This is a genomic window from Pseudomonas sp. NPDC008258 (genome assembly GCF_042956345.1).
Taxonomy (GTDB): domain Bacteria; phylum Pseudomonadota; class Gammaproteobacteria; order Pseudomonadales; family Pseudomonadaceae; genus Aquipseudomonas.
In genome coordinates, this window is the sequence record NZ_JBIBGE010000047.1 from 22785 (window position 1) to 37789 (window position 15005).

The 15005-nt window shown below is 62.5% G+C and carries 11 protein-coding genes and 1 pseudogene; 7 read left to right on the plus strand and 5 right to left on the minus strand.

The window, feature by feature from the left end:
• The first annotated feature begins 10 nt into the window (after positions 1–10).
• The gene (locus ACFY9W_RS26715; RefSeq protein WP_391137108.1) at positions 11–1840 is read left to right on the plus strand and encodes an SLC13 family permease; all 1830 of its coding nucleotides are present in this window, start codon (positions 11–13) and stop codon (positions 1838–1840) included.
• A 139-nt stretch (positions 1841–1979) separates the two neighbouring features.
• Complete coding sequence (locus ACFY9W_RS26720; protein ID WP_391137111.1) at positions 1980–3404, plus strand: diguanylate cyclase; 1425 nt, start codon at positions 1980–1982, stop codon at positions 3402–3404.
• Position 3405: 1 nt separating this feature from the next.
• Here the strand turns inward: ACFY9W_RS26720 and ACFY9W_RS26725 are convergent, their stop codons facing one another.
• Positions 3406–4167 carry a TSUP family transporter gene (locus tag ACFY9W_RS26725; RefSeq protein ID WP_391137114.1) on the minus strand — a complete coding sequence of 254 codons (762 nt, stop codon included), beginning with the start codon at positions 4165–4167 and terminating at the stop codon, positions 3406–3408.
• Between the two features lie 101 nt (positions 4168–4268).
• Between ACFY9W_RS26725 and ACFY9W_RS26730 the strand changes: the two genes are divergently transcribed.
• The gene (locus tag ACFY9W_RS26730; RefSeq protein WP_391137117.1) at positions 4269–5174 is read left to right on the plus strand and encodes a LysR substrate-binding domain-containing protein; all 906 of its coding nucleotides are present in this window, start codon (positions 4269–4271) and stop codon (positions 5172–5174) included.
• Between the two features lie 131 nt (positions 5175–5305).
• Here ACFY9W_RS26730 and ACFY9W_RS26735 read toward each other — a convergent pair whose 3' ends face one another.
• Positions 5306–5500, minus strand: a complete 195-nt coding sequence (locus tag ACFY9W_RS26735; RefSeq protein ID WP_391137120.1) for a hypothetical protein — start codon at positions 5498–5500, stop codon at positions 5306–5308.
• Between the two features lie 546 nt (positions 5501–6046).
• Here ACFY9W_RS26735 and ACFY9W_RS26740 point away from each other — a divergent pair.
• Positions 6047–7090, plus strand: coding sequence for an alpha/beta fold hydrolase (locus ACFY9W_RS26740; RefSeq protein ID WP_391137123.1), 1044 nt, complete (start codon positions 6047–6049; stop codon positions 7088–7090).
• 286 nt (positions 7091–7376) lie between these two features.
• Positions 7377–7562 (plus strand): hypothetical protein, encoded by a 186-nt coding sequence (locus ACFY9W_RS26745; RefSeq protein ID WP_391137126.1) that lies wholly within the window; start codon positions 7377–7379, stop codon positions 7560–7562.
• Positions 7563–8397: 835 nt separating this feature from the next.
• Here the strand turns inward: ACFY9W_RS26745 and salA are convergent.
• Both salA and ACFY9W_RS26755 read right to left on the minus strand, forming a co-directional pair.
• Complete coding sequence (salA, locus tag ACFY9W_RS26750) at positions 8398–9681, minus strand: salicylate 1-monooxygenase (RefSeq protein ID WP_391137129.1); 1284 nt, start codon at positions 9679–9681, stop codon at positions 8398–8400.
• Positions 9682–9791: 110 nt separating this feature from the next.
• A pseudogene (locus ACFY9W_RS26755) lies at positions 9792–10864 on the minus strand (MFS transporter).
• 238 nt (positions 10865–11102) lie between these two features.
• Between ACFY9W_RS26755 and ACFY9W_RS26760 the strand changes: the two are divergent.
• Positions 11103–12008 carry a LysR substrate-binding domain-containing protein gene (locus tag ACFY9W_RS26760; RefSeq protein ID WP_391137132.1) on the plus strand — a complete coding sequence of 302 codons (906 nt, stop codon included), beginning with the start codon at positions 11103–11105 and terminating at the stop codon, positions 12006–12008.
• 121 nt (positions 12009–12129) lie between these two features.
• Here the strand turns inward: ACFY9W_RS26760 and ACFY9W_RS26765 are convergent, their stop codons facing one another.
• The gene (locus ACFY9W_RS26765; protein WP_391137135.1) at positions 12130–13296 is read right to left on the minus strand and encodes an MFS transporter; all 1167 of its coding nucleotides are present in this window, start codon (positions 13294–13296) and stop codon (positions 12130–12132) included.
• Between the two features lie 285 nt (positions 13297–13581).
• On the opposite strand from ACFY9W_RS26765, the gene ACFY9W_RS26770 reads away from it, so the two are divergent.
• Positions 13582–14799, plus strand: a complete 1218-nt coding sequence (locus ACFY9W_RS26770) for an amidohydrolase (RefSeq protein WP_391137138.1) — start codon at positions 13582–13584, stop codon at positions 14797–14799.
• The last annotated feature ends 206 nt before the right edge of the window (positions 14800–15005 follow it).

A 15005-nucleotide genomic window follows, 5' to 3' on the forward strand; every position in this document is an offset into this window, starting at 1 on the left:
CCCCCTCCCCATGAACCCAGCGCTGCTCTGCGTCCTCGGCCTGCTGGCCATCGTCATCGTCCTGTTCGTCATCAACCGCCCACGCATGGACGTGGTCGCATTGCTGGTGATTCTCGCCCTGCCGCTACTCGGCATCCTCACCGTGGAGCAGGCCCTGGCCGGCTTCAGCGACCCCAATGTGGTGTTGATCGCCGCCCTGTTCGTGATTGGCGAAGGCTTGGTGCGCACCGGCATTGCCTACCGCATCGGCGAATGGATGAGCGAGCGGGCAGGCAACAGCGAGGCACGCCTGCTGGTGCTGCTGATGGTGGCCGTGGCCGGGCTTGGGTCGGTCATGAGTTCCACCGGCGTGGTGGCCATTTTCATCCCGGTGGTGCTGAGCATCGCCGCGCGCCTGCAGCTCTCGCCCAGCCGCCTGATGATGCCACTGGCGTTCGCCGGCCTGATCAGCGGCATGCTCAGCCTGGTGGCCACACCGCCCAACGTGGTGGTACACAGCGAGCTGGTGCGCACGGGCGAAGCGGGCTTCAGCTTCTTCAGCTTTACCCCGTTCGGCCTTGTGGTGCTGGTGCTGGGCATCGGCTACATGCTGCTGACCCGGCACTGGCTCAATGGCGAAGTGCGCAAGGATGGCCGCGTGGAAACCCGCCGTACACTGCTGGACCTGGTGCTGGACTACAAACTCAATGGCCGCGAACGGCGCCTGCGCATCCGCCCCCACTCGCCGCTGATCGGCCACACCCTAGGCGAACTGGAGTTGCGCACCCGGCACGGCGCCAACGTGATCGGCATCGAACGCCAGCACAAGTTCACCACACGCGTGATTGCCGCCGACTCCAGCACCGTGCTGCACCAGGGCGACGTACTGCTGCTCGACCTGTTCGCCAACAGCGACGACCTGCGCAGCCTGTGCCAGACCATGCAACTGGAACCGCTGCACTTCAAGGCGGCCTATTTCATCGACCAGTCCCAGGAGCTGGGCATGGCCGAGGTCTCGCTGCCGCCCGGCTCACAACTGATCGGCAAAAGCATTCTGGAACTGGCCTTCCGCACCCGCTTTGGCCTCAACGTGGTTGGCCTGCGCCGCGAGCAGGCCGCAATCGAAGAACAACTGGTGGAAGAAAAGCTGCGCCTTGGCGACACACTGCTGGTGGTCGGCCCATGGAAAGCCGTCCGCCAATTGCAAAGTCAACCCAAGGACTTTCTGGTACTGAGCCTGCCCGCCGAGATCGACCAGGTGGCACCCGCTCGCACCCGTGCGCCACAGGCGTTGCTGAGCCTGGCGGTGATGGTGGGGCTGATGGTGAGCGGCGCCGTACCCAATGTCATGGCGGCGCTGATCGGTTGCCTGCTGATGGGGGCCGGGCGCTGCATCGACATGAACAGCGCCTACAAGGCCATTCATTGGCAAAGCCTGGTGCTGATTGTGGGTATGCTGCCATTTGCCCAGGCCTTGCAGAAAACCGGCGGCATCGACCTGGCGGTGGGTGGGCTGGTGAGCGTGCTGGGGGGCGCCGGCCCCGTCGCCATTCTTGCCTGCCTGTTCGCCGTTACAGCGGTGATTGGCTTGTTCATTTCCAACACAGCCACTGCGGTATTGATGGCGCCGGTGGCTATCAGCACTGCGGCGCAGCTGGGCATGTCGCCCTACCCGTTTGCCATGACCGTGGCGCTGGCCGCGTCGGCAGCGTTCATGACCCCCGTGTCATCGCCGGTCAACACGCTGGTGCTGGGCCCGGGGCAATACCGCTTCGCCGATTTCCTCAAGATTGGCGTGCCATTCACCTTGCTGGTAATGGTGGTAACCGTGTTCATGGTGCCGTGGTTTTTCGGGCTGTGAGACAAAACCGAGCACAAATCCCGGCAATTTGACATTATCTCGACGGATCGCGGCAGATTGACATCAACGACCTTGACGAAACACACTGCGGGTCATTGCCCCAGGTGCTTCAAGGCGTTGTCCTGGATTTCGTTTCCGCTTGTCGGTCGAGCCCATGGTTTTTCCTGCACAATCGCGCTTGTTGCCTTATGTCGTCCTGCTTTGCCTGACCTTTGCCCTCACCCTGGGCGGCATCCTGGCACGCCCGATCGAATCACTGTCGCTGTTCTGGCCGGTTAATGCGGTGTTGGCCGGGGTACTGCTGCGCTATCCCCGCCAGGCCACGCTGACGGGCTTTAGCCTGGTGTGGCTGGCCATGGTCGGTGCCGACCTGCTCTGTGGCAGCGCCTGGGCCCCGGCCCTGTGGTTCAACCTGTGCAACCTGGGCGTTGTGGTTACCCTTTGGCAGTTGCTGTCCCGCCTGCCGCGCCTGCACCGGCGCATGCGCACCCCACATGGCGTGCTCAGCGTGTTTGCCGCCTGCGCCGCCGGCGCCATGGTGGCCGCCAGCCTGGCAGCCGCCATGGCCGCACCGTGGTTCGAACAGTCGTTGCGTGCCACCTGGCTGGCCTGGTTCAGCGAACAGTTCTCGACCAGCGTGCTGGTGCTGCCTGTGTTGCTCACAGCACCCTCCCTACGGGCCCTGGTACGCGGTGGTGCCCACGCCATCCGCCTGGCACCGCTGCTGGTGCTGCTGGCCTCGCTGGCGTTCAGCATTGCCTTTGGCGGCCCCGGCGCCATCGCCTTCCCGATTGCCGCCCTGCTGTGGTGTGCCTGGACCTACTCACCGTTCATGGTGTCACTGCTGACACTTACCGCCGGCAGCACCTTGATTGTGGCAGTGGCACAAAACCTCATGCACTTCAGCGTGCCGCAAAGCGAGCCTGGGGTGACCACGTTGATGTCGGCACGCCTGGGCATTGCCATGCTGGTGCTCGGCCCGCTGGTGGTGGCCTGCGTCAGCCAGGCCAACCGCAGCCTGATGGCCCGCCTGGCGCACCAGGCCACCATCGACCACCTTACCGGCGTACTCACCCGCAGTGCCTTCACCCGCCGTGCCAATGCAGTGCTGGACAGCCGCCAGCAGCATGCCCAGGCACTGCCGCTAACCCTGATGATGCTGGACATCGACCACTTCAAGTCGATCAACGACGCCCATGGCCACGCAGTGGGTGACCAGGTGCTGCGCCAGTTTGCCAGTACCCTGCAAGACCAATTGCACAACGATGAACTGCTCGCGCGCCTGGGCGGTGAGGAGTTCGTCGTCATTGTCCCGGGCCTTGCGCCAGAACGGGCCAAGTTCACCGCCGAACGCCTGCGCCGCGCGGTACAGGACCTGCACGTGGTGCAGGCCGACCAGCGCCTGCAGATTACCGTGAGTATCGGCCTGGCCGGCTGCGACGCCGACCGCCCCGCCCCCAGCCTGGACGCTTTGCTAGCCAGCGCCGACCAGGCGCTTTACCGCGCCAAGGCCCACGGCCGCAACCGCGTCGAGCAGGCCGAAACACAGCGCCAGGTGATCTGAGCTAACCGGCCAGCAAGTCCCATGACAGCTTGGCGATCAGCACGCACAACAGCACCAGGAACAGCCCGCGGACAAAGCCGGCACCCTTGCGTACCGCCAACCAGGTACCGGTCAAGGCACCCAGGATGTTGCACGCCGCCATGGGCAGGGCAATGGCGTACAACACGTTGCCCGAAGGCACGAAGAACACCAGTGCCGCCAGGTTGGTGGCAATGTTCACCACCTTGGCCGAAGCCGATGCATGCAGGAAGTCCAAGGCAAAGAACCGGATGAACAGGAAGATCAGGAAGCTGCCGGTGCCCGGGCCGAACAGGCCATCGTAGAAGCCAATCGCGCCGCCGATCAGCACCGCCAGGCACTGTTCCTTGCGGCCGATATGCGCAGGCTTGTGCAGGGTGCCGAAATCTTTCTTGCAGAAGGTGTAGACGGCCATCAGCACGATCAGCACCAACACCGCCGGGCGCATCACGCTAGGCGGCACCAGCGACACCGTCGCGGCACCGGCAAACGACATGACGAAGGCGCTGAGCGCCGCCGGCACGATCAACCCCCAGTCCAGCGTTACCTTGCGGATGAACGAACGTGCAGCGAAGGCTGTGCCACAGACCGACGCCAGCTTGTTGCTGCCCAGCAGTGCCGCCGGTTGCGCGGTGGGCAGCACGTTGAACAAGGCCGGAATCTGGATCAGCCCGCCGCCACCCACGGCGGCGTCGATCAGCCCAGCGGCAAAAGCGAACACGGAAAGTACAGCGATATCCATCATGATGCAGGCCCAAAAGCGGTGAAGTCGCCTGCAAGGCTAATCAAAAGGCCGCGCTTGTGTTGAAATGCCATATTGCGAAAACTGCAACAAGAGGGCAGGCAATGGCATTGGACATGCTGCGGGAAATCCAGGCGTTCGTCAGCGTGGCGCACAAGCGCAGCTTCGTGGCCGCCGCACGCTCGCTGGGGCGCTCACCCAGCGCGGTAACCCGTGCGGTGCAAACCCTGGAGGACAACGCCGGCACCAAGCTGCTGAACCGCAACGCCAACGCCGTTACCCTGACCGAAGCCGGCGAGCGCCTGCTGCCACATGCCGAGCGCTTGCTGGATGTGCAACGCGACGCGGCCGACGAACTGGCTGCGCTCAGCGGCAGTGCCCAAGGCTGGATACGCTTTGCCGTGCCGCAGCTGCTCGGTGAACATGTATTGCCCCACGTGCTCGCCGAGTTTTCCCGCAACCACCCCCACGTAACCCTGGACATCCAGTACAGCGACGATGCCCTGGACCCGTTGCAAGGAAAATTCGATTTCGTGGTGCGCGGCGCCTTCCCGCAATCGAGCGAACTGATCGGCTACCCCCTGTGGGCTTACCAACGCCACCTGTATGCCAGCCCGGCGTACCTGGCCTTGGCCGGCATGCCACAGCAGCCTGAGGAACTGGAAGGGCATGCGCTGATCCTGCATACCGCCCCGCGCATCCTCAAGGCCTGGCACTTTTGCTGCGACGGCGAAATCACCAGCCTGCACCCCCGGCCAAGATTACGCCTGGGCTCGGGCGACGCCGTGTATCACAGCACCCTGGCCGGTGCCGGCATCGCCCGCCTGGCTGCCTGGGTGGGCGAAGCGCAGGTGAAAGCCGGGCGCCTGGTGCGGGTATGCCCTCGCTATCGCCTCACCTCCAGCAGCGGCCAGGACCCACAGATGCATGCCCTGTACCCTGCAGGCGAGCTGCCAGCGCGGGTGCGTGACCTGCTGGCAGCGTTGCGCCGTGCCGGTCAGGCCTGCTGAATCAGCCCCCTGAAACAGCTGTTCAATTTCTGCTCAATTTAACAGAGCCCGCCGTGGGCCTGGCTTACAGCACTTTATCCACAGACCTACCCACGTTTTTTGTGGACAGATTTCCCAGCGCAAAGAATGACTTATCGCAAAACCACCAAGGCCGTATTGGCCAGCTTGACCAGCTCGATCCACTCCGGCGTGCTGATCACCCCGGCTTGCTCCAGCGCCTCGGCATTGCGCAGCGCCTGGTCATAGCCCTGCTCATCAAGTGTGCCTTCGGCGAGAAAACGGCTACGCCACTCCAGCATGGCTGAAGTGCCTTTCTTGCATTCCATTAATGTGTCGACTCCAACGCAAAAAGATCGGCTCGAATGAGCGGCGGCGGGAGACTACACGAGGTTTCTACACTTGAGAATGACTTGCACCTACCGCTGATCCAGCCGTGCAAGAAGGGGAAATAATGGCCATTTGCCAGGAATTTGGGCCCATCGTGTGAAGTAGACGGGCCGCAGAGGAAAACTCAGTTGAACTCAGCTTGGCGGAATCGTGCCAAGAAGACCGATCAGAATGGTCAGCAGCAGAAAACCACCCAGGAACAGCGCCATCTTGCCCATTGGAACCTCGAGAGTTGCGATGCGGGAATGGGCACATTGTCGGGCTTGGGCTGATACGGTTACAGATTCAGGTTCATGGAAAAAAAGCGGATCAGATGGGCCTGGGCATTCGCTGCGGCCCCCCTTCTTTGTATCGCTGTGTGTACAAAATGAGACCTGATACACAAGAACGTTTCCAGTTGGCTACCCGGACACATAGGCGATACAGGCGTCATCTTTACTGGCACCCATCAACCCGCACCGCTGGCTTTGCCAAGGAGACGACCGATGCCTGCCCGCCACTCGACCACCACCCTGCCACGCCGTTTCAGCCGCACCCTGTTCGCCTGCGCCCTGTTGCCGCTGGCCCTGGCAGCCACCCACAGCGCCATCGCTGCACCGCAGAAGCCGCCAGTAGCAGCCGCAACCGTGGATGCTTTCGGCCCGCTGAAACACATCAATGCGGGCGTGCTCGATGTGGCCTATGTAGAGCAAGGCCCGGCCGACGGCCCGGTGGTGATCCTGCTGCATGGCTGGCCCTACGACATTCACAGTTTCGAAGCCGTTGCCCCTGCCCTGGCCGCAAAAGGTTACCGGGTGCTGGTGCCTTACGTGCGCGGTTACGGCCAGACCCGGTTCCTGTCCGCCGCCACCCCACGCAACGCCCAGCCCACGGCGCTGGCCAGCGACGTCATTGCCTTCATGGATGCGTTGCATATCCAGCATGCCGTACTCGCCGGTTTCGACTGGGGCGCGCGCACCGCCGACATTGTCTCGGCACTGTGGCCCGAGCGGGTCAAAGCCCTGGTATCGGTCAGCGGCTACCTGATCAGCAGCCAGGAGGCAGCCAAGGCACCGCTGCCGCCAAGCGCCGAACTGCAATGGTGGTACCAGTACTACTTCGCGACCCCTCGCGGCCAGGCCGGCTACGAGCAGAACCGCCACGCCTTCGCCAAACTGATCTGGCAAACCGCTTCGCCCAAATGGGCGTTCGACGATGCCACGTTCGAACGCAGCGCCAAGGCGCTGGACAACCCCGACCAGGTGGCGATCACCGTGCACAATTACCGCTGGCGATTGGGGCTGGCCCAAGGCGAAACACGCTACGACCCGCTGGAGGCCAGGCTGGCCCGGTTCCCCTCCATCACGGTGCCCACCATCACGCTGGAGGGCGATGCCAACGGCGCCCCACACCCACCTGCCGAAGCGTATGCAAAGCGCTTTACCGGCAAATATGAGTATCGGCTGATCAGCGGTGGCATTGGCCACAACCTGCCGCAGGAAGCGCCGCAGGCGTTTGCCCAGGCGGTCGTGGATGCGGATCACTTGTAGCGAGCAATTGCTACATGAAGTTTCGAATGGCTCGGCCAATCTTTGCCTGGAAGTTGGCGAGCACCTGCATTGGCGAACCCCCGTTTTGGCCAGCTATCACGCGGGGTTGAGCCGGGTTTGAGTGAAATGATTTGAAATGCGTCTTGTAGGATCTTTTACCATGCAATGTAGGCACGTTCGCCTCGAAGCGATTTTCCTGTATGAAACATCAGTTTCTCCAGCAAAATCGGGCTGCTACGGTCCGGTTTTCCTACAACGGCACGGAAGCCCACAGCGTGAGAAAAGCATGGACCCGTACAATGCCTCGGCCCTGAAACTGCAGAAGAATTTGCTTGACCTGCGCCTTGAACGTGATCGCCTGAGAAGTGAGGGTAAACACAAGGAAGCGGACGTGTTGGCTGAACCGATTGCCAAGATCGAGGCCGCGATCCAGCAGTTACCGGATAGCTTCAAGCCCGTGACCTTGCAGTGACCTTTAACATTCACTGGCCCCACAGGGTTGCGCCTTAGATGAAACCAGCGCAGCAACCTGTGGGAGCGGGCGCGCCCGCGAACACCGGCGCAGCTGGTGCCATCCAGCGCGTCGCCTGCTTCGCGGGCATGCCCGCTCCCACAGGTTCAGTGCTTACCTTAAGGCATGCGCAGTACCTGTGGGAGCGGCTTCAGCCGCGAACACCGGCGCAGCCGGTGCCATACACCGCGTCGCCTACTTCGCGGGCATGCCCGCTCCCACAGGTTCAGTGCCTACCTCCAGGCATGCGCAGTACTTGTGGGAGCGGGCGCGCCCGCGAACACCGGCGCAGCCGGTGCCACACCGCGTCGCCTGCTTCGCGGGCATGCCCGCTCCCACAGGTTCAGTGCCTAGCTTCAGGCATGCGCTGTACTTGTGGGAGCGGGCGCGCCCGCGAACACCGGCGCAGCCGGTGCCACACCGCGTCGCCTGCTTCGCGGGCATGCCCGCTCCCACGGGTTCAGTGCTTACCTTAAGGCATGCGCAGTACTTGTGGGAGCGGCGTCAGCCGCGAACACCGGCGCAGCCGGTGCCATACACCGCGTCGCCTGCTTCGCGGGCATGCCCGCTCCCACAGGTTCAGTGCTTACCTTAAGGCATGCGCAGTACTTGTGGGAGCGGGCGCGCCCGCGAACACCGGCGCAGCCGGTGCCATCCACCGCGTCGCCTGCTTCGCGGGCATGCCCGCTCCCACAGGTCCAGTGCCTACCTCCAGGCATGCGCAGTACTTGTGGGAGCGGCTTCAGCCGCGAACACCGGCAAAGCCGGTGCCAGCCGCCACCGCCCTCTCAAGCCATCAGGCAGCCTGCACCTGCATCCCCAACAACTGCCGGGCCTGCTTCAGGTCATCCTGCAAATCATGGTTCCACAACCAGTCGAACCGCTCGCCCAGCACCTTGCCCAACACCTGCGGATCATCCTGCACAGCAGGGTCACGAAACTCATAAAGCTCGCCCGCCTCCCAGGATGTGCGCTGCACCCGGCATGCACGCGGCCGCCGCACAGCGTCATAGGCCTGGAGTACCGCTTGCGGGCTGGCTTGTAAAACCTCCGGGTCGGCCAGCAACCGCGCCAGCAGCCAGGCGTCCTCCAGGCCTTGCCCTGCGCCAGCCCCCTGGTGTGGCAGCATGGCGTGGGCCGCATCGCCGATCAGCCCAACCCGGCCATGGGCATACCCCGGCAACTCGGCAAGGTCATGCAGCGCCCACAGCGAAGGCGTTTCAATACATTCCAGCAGCACGTGTGCCGCCTCCCCCCAGCCCTCGAACGCCTTCAGCATGTCTGCCTGGGTCGCCTGACGCACCCATGGCACGTCGCTCGGCCATGCCGGGTTTGGCTGGCTGCGGTCCGACACAAACGCCACCACATTGATCAACCGCCCCTGTTTGACCGGGAAGGTCAGGATATGGCGGTCAAGCCCCAGGTACATCTGCGGCACATCGATCAGGTGCTCGCCGATACCACACGCCCAATACACCTCGCGCAGCCGCTCGCTATCGATCAGCCCGCGGTAGGCGCAGGTGCCACTGAACCGAGGCGAAACCGGCGAAACGCCCAGGCCGTCGAGCACATGCTCGCGAATGGACGACTTGATGCCATCGGCACCAATCAGCAAATCGCAGTGATGCTCCGTGCCATCGGTAAAGCACACGCGTACCCGCTCCCCCACTTGCTCGACCCGCTGGGCACGCTTGCCGAACCGGGCGATACCTGCTGGCAACTGGCTGGCCAACGCATCGAGAAAGTCAGCCCGGTGCACCGACGACTGCCCCACGCCCTGCGCCACGCTGCTGCCCAGGTACTGCGCATCGCGCCCATCCCGCCACTCAAACCACACGTCCTGCCAAGGCGCCGGCGTGCTGTCGGCAATTTTGGCGTAGGGCTCGGCGATACCCAGGCCGGCGATGGCACGCACGGCATTGGCCCCAAACGACACACCCGCGCCCACTTCACCAAAGGCAGCGGCCGACTCGAACAATTGCACGTTCAGGTGTGCATGGCGGCAAAGATCAAGCGCAAGTGCAACACCTGCGATACCACCACCAATAATGGAAACTTCAAGCTCAGTAACGTTGTGCATGCAAGGTACCTCGGGGCTGATTGTTATTGGAATACGCCAATCATTGCGGCTGGCCAGCCATTGATAAATATTGCAAAACCCATAAACGGCATCACCCGCCTGAATATCCCTCAGCCGGCGGCGAAGGCCGGGGTAGCCACCTGACGCCGGATAAACACCAGCACGGCCACTGCGCCGATGGCGCCAGGTACGGCAAACGCCAGGAAACTGCTTTGATAAGGCAAGTTCGCGCCATGCAGCACCCCGCCCAACAGCGGCCCGACAATCGCACCAAGCCGCCCTATGCCCATTGCCCAGCCAAGGCCGGTGGAACGTATGTGTGGCGGGTAGTACTGAACCGCGCAGGCATTGGCCAGTATCTGCGTGCCGATGGTAGAGGCCCCCGCCACGGCAATAAGCAGGTACAACACCGCCATTGGCGCCTTGAGCGCCAGCAAGCCGAGCGATAGCGCGCCGCAAGCGAAGAAGCACAGCAACACATTGGCGATACCGATACGGTCACCCAACCAGCCACCCACTACCGCACCAATGATTGCGCCCGAGTTGAGCACCAACAAAAACGCCAGACTTGAATTGAGCCCGTAGCCGGCACTGCTCATCAATTTGGGTAGCCATGAACTCAAGGCATAAACCATCAGCAGGCAGCAGAAAAATGCGACCCACAACGCAAGCGTGTTGAACGCACGGCCTTCGTTGAATATTTCGCGGATTGATACGTTTGCCCCACGCGCAGAGGCCAGGGCGAGTTGATCATTGCTGTGCGGCAGATAAGTCGGCGTCGCTTGCGCCAGCAAAGCCCTGGCCCGTTCGGTTTGCCCGCTGCGCAATAAAAAGTCCATGGACTCTGGCAACTGGCTGATCAGCAATGGCAGCAATAACAGCGGGATTACTGCCACGTAGAACACGGCCTGCCACCCCCACTGTGGAATGAACAGCATGCCCAGCCCGGCCGATAACATGCCGCCCAGCGAATACCCGCTGAACATGATCGCCACCAAGGTGCTGCGCAACTTGCCGGGTGCGTATTCATTCATCAACGCGACCACATTGGGCATGACACCACCAATACCCAGCCCGGCGACGAAACGGCACAACGCATAAGCGCGCACCAGAACAGTAAACGCGCGTGAAAGGCATTGAACCGGGCCCCGTCCAACAGGGCCGCTGCATTGATGTTTCGCATGGCATCGCTCGTTCTTGTAGTTGTTATCGGTGGGGGTGTGCCCCTGATTGGCTAGCAAGAACCATCATGACCAGGGCGTAACACGGCTCACATGCAGCCACTCGAATAGTGGCTATTTCGGTTGTGAATACTGCTTATACATACCCAGCGAGTCTTGTTTCGGGTAGCGTTGTATGAGGGCGCCGATAAAACATGAAAACAATACCTGTCGCGTCTCGACTAATACCTGAGAGGTATCATGGAACTACGCGATTTAGACCTGAACCTGCTTCTGGTTTTCAACCAGTTACTGATCGACCGCAAAGTTTCGACCGCTGCCGATAACCTGAACCTGACCCAGCCGGCGATGAGCAACGCATTGAAGCGCTTGCGCACTGTGCTGCAAGACGAACTGTTCGTACGCACCTACCAGGGCATGGAACCCACCCCCTACGCCCTGCAACTGGCAGAACCGGTGACCACAGCCATTCACACGTTGCGCAATGCATTTGCCAGGCAAGACACTTTCGACCCGCGCACCAGCAACCGCCGCTTCACCATGGCCATGACCGACATTGGCGAGATCTACTTCATGCCGAAGCTGATGGACGCGTTTGCCAGCCTGGCGCCCGGGTGCACCATCAGCACACTGCGCAACTCCACCGACACCCTCGCCGAAGGGTTACAGAACGGCGCCATTGACCTGGCGGTCGGCCTGTTGCCGCATTTGCAGGCAGGGTTCTTCCAGCGGCGGCTGTTTCACCATCGCTATGTGTGCCTGTGCCGCAAAGGGCACCCGGCAACGCGACAGCCCCTGACAGTGGAGCGGTTCGTGGGCTTCGACCATGTGAACGTGGTGGCAGCCAATACCGGGCACGGCGAGGTGGATACGTTTTATGCACGGGCGGGGGTGGTGCGCAACATTCGCCTGGAGGTGCCGCACTTTGTGGCCGTGGGGCATATCTTGCAGCGCACTGATTTGCTGGCGACGGTGCCAGAGCGGTTTGCCGCCAGTTGCGAGGCGCCGTTCGGGCTGAGCGTACTGCCGCCACCGGTGGAGTTGCCGAACATCGAGATCAACCTGTTCTGGCATGGGCGGTACAACAAAGACCCCGCCAACCGATGGCTCAGGCAGTTGATGTTCGATCTGTTTTCGGACTCCTGAGCCTGATGCTGGGTGCTCCGCGTACCCTGTGGGAGCGGGCGCGCCCGCGAACACCGGCAAAGCCGGTGCCATCCAGCGCGTCGCCTGCTTCGCGGGCATGCCCGCTCCCACAAGGACCCTGCTAGCTCTTTGAATTGTGTGCAACGCCCGGCCGGGCAAGCCTGGCCCCCGCCCCCAGGCAGGTCACCGCAAAAGCAATCACCAACGCCCCGGTTCCCAGCAAGAAGATCAGTTGCTGGTTCGACCCTTCCACCAACATGGCAATCAACGCCGGCGTCACCGCCGCAGCCCCCATCAAGGTAATGCTGACCAATGGCGTCAGCTTGCCAGTCGGATCGTTGGTAGTAATCAGCGCCATGTAGTACGACAGCGACAGCACCCAGCCAAAATTGATCAGCAGCAACGCGACAAACAACTGCATCGGTGTGCGGGTATGGCCCGTGAGCATGGCGATGGAAATGAACACCGCCACCAGCCCCACAGCGATCATAAGCTGGCGGTTGACCCGCGCTCCCAGCAAGCTGGGCAGCCCCGCCCCAGGCAGGCCACCAATGGCCGACAGGCCGAACGCCCAACCGATATCAACGCCGCTAATGCCCTGGTCCCGTGCCAGCTGGTCGATGAAGCCCCATACGCAGTAGATGGCGATCTGCATGAACAACATGCCCACCAACGCCGTACGCCCCGTGCGTGCTGAGCCGCCCTGGGCGGGTGAGCCTTCGCCACTGGCCAGCAACGCCGCCGGACGGCGGGGCAACACCAGGCTGGCGCCGCAGATCAGTAAGTACCACAGGCCGAACGCGCACAGAGCCGTCACCGTGCCACTCTGCGCGGCCAGCAACGGCAACGCTGCGGAGAACAACGAGTACTCGGGCGTTTGCAGCAACAGCATCAACCCGAACGATCGGTCCTGGTTGGGTAAGCGGCCTAGCATGCACACCGCGTAGGCATACACCAGCCCTGCACAGGTGCCGGCCGCCAGGCGCACGAGCAGCAACATGGCGTTGGTGGTGGCAAAGGCGGTGGCGACGCTCAATGCCACGCACAGCGCGCCAACGTACAGGCACAGGTTGCGCCCGCCATGGCGCTTCATCAGCAGCGGGCACAGCAAGGTACCCAGGGTCATGCCGATCATCTCGACCGACACTACCCAGCCCTGCTGATCGAGTGACAGGCCAAGTTGCTCCGTGACCAAACCCATGAAGATGGGTTGTACGCCACAGACAATGAAAGAAGTACAGGCGATGAAAATCAGCGCGGCGCGCAGCAGCTTGGAATCGTGGGTCATGGGAGGACTCCGACACGGCATTTGTTTTTATTGTGTGTGAGGGCCGGCCCTGGAAAGCGCCATGGCAGGCGGCTAGGCCGGTCTCGAGCTCAATCCTGGGCCGTGATCGAACGCTTTGAAAGTTAATTATCGGAATCGAATGCAGTGGGCTTTTTAATGCACGGTAACTTCCCTTGCCTGCATCCAGAAATGCACTGCACCTGATCCTGATAATTAATTGGAGACCTGCCCGCATCCGCCCTACCGTGGTACGTCACCCAAGCCGTTAGTAAAAAAGGCCCGACCATGAACGACCGTGAGTTCATCAACGCCATCGACGCCGATGGCCTGCCGCTGCACATTGCCGTAGCCAACGGCCGAATCACCCACATCGGCCCGCAGCGCGCCAGCACGCCTGCCCGCGAAACCATCGACCTCGAAGGCCTGCTGGCGCTGCCCGGCTTTGTCGACGGCCACATTCACCTGGACAAAAGCTTCGTCGGCGACCGCTGGCGACCGCACCAGCCTGTGGCCAGCCTGCGCGAACGCCTGGCCGTGGAAAAACGCGAACTGGCCAGCGCTCCGCCCATCGTCGAGCGTGCCGATGCACTGATGCGCCAGGCCGCCTCGTTCGGCACCCTGGCCATGCGCTGCCATGTGGACGTGGACGCCACCACCGGCCTGACCAACCTGCACGCCATGCTCGAAGCCCGAGACAATTGGAAAGACCTGCTCGACATCGAACTGGTAGCCTTCCCGCAGGCCGGCGTGGTGACCTGCCCTGGCACCGCCGAGGTAATGGAAGCCGCCATCCGCGAAGGCGTGCAGGTGGTCGGCGGCATCGACCCGACCACCCTGGACGGCGACGCCGATGCCCAACTGGACATCGTGTTCGGCATCGCCGACCGGCATGGCGTGAAGGTTGATATCCACCTGCATGAACCCGGCGACATCTGCATCGCCCAGCTCGAACGCATCGCAGCCCGCACCCAGGCACTGGGCATGCAAGGGCTTGTGGCCGTCAGCCACGCCTATGGCTTGGGCGATGTATCCGATGCCGTGGTCGACGCCACCGCCGAAGTGCTGGCGGGTGCGGGAATTTCCATCATGACCAACGCCCCCGGCGAACACGCTTTCCCACCGGTGCTGCGCCTGCGTGCCGGCGGTGTGCGGGTGTTTACCGGCAACGACAACATCCAGGATGCCTGGTGGCCGTATGGCAATGGCGACATGCTGCAACGGGCCATGCTGGTCAGCTACCGCTCGGGCTTTAACACCGATGAGGAACTGCGGGTGGCGTTGCACATGGCGACCGAGGCCAGTGCCGGGGTAATGGGCAAGACGGATTACGGCTTGAAGGTTGGCAACGAAGCCGGCTTCGTTCTGTTCAGGGCACCAAATGCCGCTGCGGCCGTGGCGGCGGCGATTCATGAACGGGTGATCGTGCGCCACGGGGTGTTCTGGGGCGGGCCTGCGCAGTTGCAGCTGAAGGCTGCGCAGTTTGCTTCAGAACTACGCCGCTAAACAGCCACAGGCGAAGGACACATCTGCAGTACTGAGCCTCGCGGGTTAACCCACAGAGATCGCATCAGAGCTGACAGGTGTTGGCCACAAGATATGCAGCGCCTGTGAGATCGAGCGCCGCCCGCGCGGCGCATCGCGAGCAAGCTCGCTCCTACATTTGTTTCGGGCCAATCATTCCTGCGGGATTTGCGCGCGAACGCTTTGGC

What these genes read in the sequence shown, in the direction of transcription:
- ACFY9W_RS26730 (WP_391137117.1), top strand. Translation starts at nt 4,269, where the DNA reads ATGGCATTGGACATGCTGCGGGAAATCCAGGCGTTCGTCAGCGTGGCG.
- ACFY9W_RS26715 (WP_391137108.1), top strand. Translation starts at nt 11, where the DNA reads ATGAACCCAGCGCTGCTCTGCGTCCTCGGCCTGCTGGCCATCGTCATC.
- ACFY9W_RS26725 (WP_391137114.1), bottom strand. Translation starts at nt 4,167, where the DNA reads ATGATGGATATCGCTGTACTTTCCGTGTTCGCTTTTGCCGCTGGGCTG.
- ACFY9W_RS26765 (WP_391137135.1), bottom strand. Translation starts at nt 13,296, where the DNA reads ATGACCCACGATTCCAAGCTGCTGCGCGCCGCGCTGATTTTCATCGCC.
- ACFY9W_RS26740 (WP_391137123.1), top strand. Translation starts at nt 6,047, where the DNA reads ATGCCTGCCCGCCACTCGACCACCACCCTGCCACGCCGTTTCAGCCGC.
- ACFY9W_RS26745 (WP_391137126.1), top strand. Translation starts at nt 7,377, where the DNA reads ATGGACCCGTACAATGCCTCGGCCCTGAAACTGCAGAAGAATTTGCTT.
- ACFY9W_RS26735 (WP_391137120.1), bottom strand. Translation starts at nt 5,500, where the DNA reads ATGGAATGCAAGAAAGGCACTTCAGCCATGCTGGAGTGGCGTAGCCGT.
- ACFY9W_RS26770 (WP_391137138.1), top strand. Translation starts at nt 13,582, where the DNA reads ATGAACGACCGTGAGTTCATCAACGCCATCGACGCCGATGGCCTGCCG.
- ACFY9W_RS26760 (WP_391137132.1), top strand. Translation starts at nt 11,103, where the DNA reads ATGGAACTACGCGATTTAGACCTGAACCTGCTTCTGGTTTTCAACCAG.
- salA (WP_391137129.1), bottom strand. Translation starts at nt 9,681, where the DNA reads ATGCACAACGTTACTGAGCTTGAAGTTTCCATTATTGGTGGTGGTATC.